This is a genomic window from Streptomyces sp. AC627_RSS907 (assembly GCF_019049165.1).
This window is the reverse complement of the sequence record NZ_JAGMUE010000717.1, coordinates 1-877: the sequence shown is the minus strand read 5'-3', so window position 1 is coordinate 877 and position 877 is coordinate 1. Positions and strand designations below refer to the sequence as shown.

The window sequence follows — 877 nt, the reverse complement described above, 5'->3', positions numbered from 1 at the left end:
GTCAGGGAGCGTTGGACGACCAGGCCCCGGCTGCGGGCGGGCCTGGTGATCGCCTCCCGCAGCTCCGCGTCGCTCATCGGCCCCACCAGTACGGTGGCGTCCTGCATGGCGGCGGTCAGCCCTGGGTGCTCGGTGCACGGGTCGAGGAAGTCGGCCCGCACGGTGATCACCACGCCCAGCCGGTGTCGCGGCTCGCGCGCTGCCAGCAGGCGGTCCAGGAACGCGGAGCGCTCGGCCGGGTCCTCGCACAGCGTGAACAGTTCCTCGAACTGGTCGACCAGCAACCAGGTGTCGCCCGTGCCCTCGGCGGCCTCCAGGCGCGCGGCGTGCGTACGCAGCGGGTGGGCGCCGGGGGTGAGGATACGGATCGCGGCCACCGGGCGCTGTGCGTCGTCGCCCGCGCGCAGCCGGGGTACGAGGCCGGCCCGCAGCAGCGACGACTTGCCACTGCCGGACGGCCCGAAGACGGCGATGAAGCGGTGCTCGCGCGCGAGGTTCGCCAGGCGTTCGGTGAGCGCCTCGCGGCCGAAGAACACGTCGGCGTCGGCCACGTCGAAGCGGGCGAGCCCCCGGTACGGCGCGACGCTCTCGCCCTGCTCCGCCGGGCGCGGCACGGCCTGGTCGACCCGGCGCCAGCGCTCCTCCCACTCGGCGGGGTCCGCCGCGCAGGCCCGTACGTACGCGAGCGTGACCGCCAGCGACGGCAGCTTCTCCCCCGCGGCGGCCTGCGACAGGGCGGTGACCGAGTAGCCGGCGCGCTGCGCCATGGTCCGGTAGGTGGGGTTCCCCGCCCCGCGCCGCAGCTCGCGCAGCGCGTGCGCGAACCCCTGCACCGGGCCGGCACCGGGGTCCAACGGAATTTCACGACGTCCCACGC

General features: G+C 75.5%; 1 protein-coding gene. It reads right to left on the bottom strand.

The window, feature by feature from the left end:
- The coding region (locus tag KUM32_RS38230; RefSeq protein WP_217146420.1) for a helix-turn-helix domain-containing protein at positions 1-875 on the bottom strand (875 nt) is incomplete at its 3' end.
- Positions 876-877: the final 2 nt, after the last annotated feature.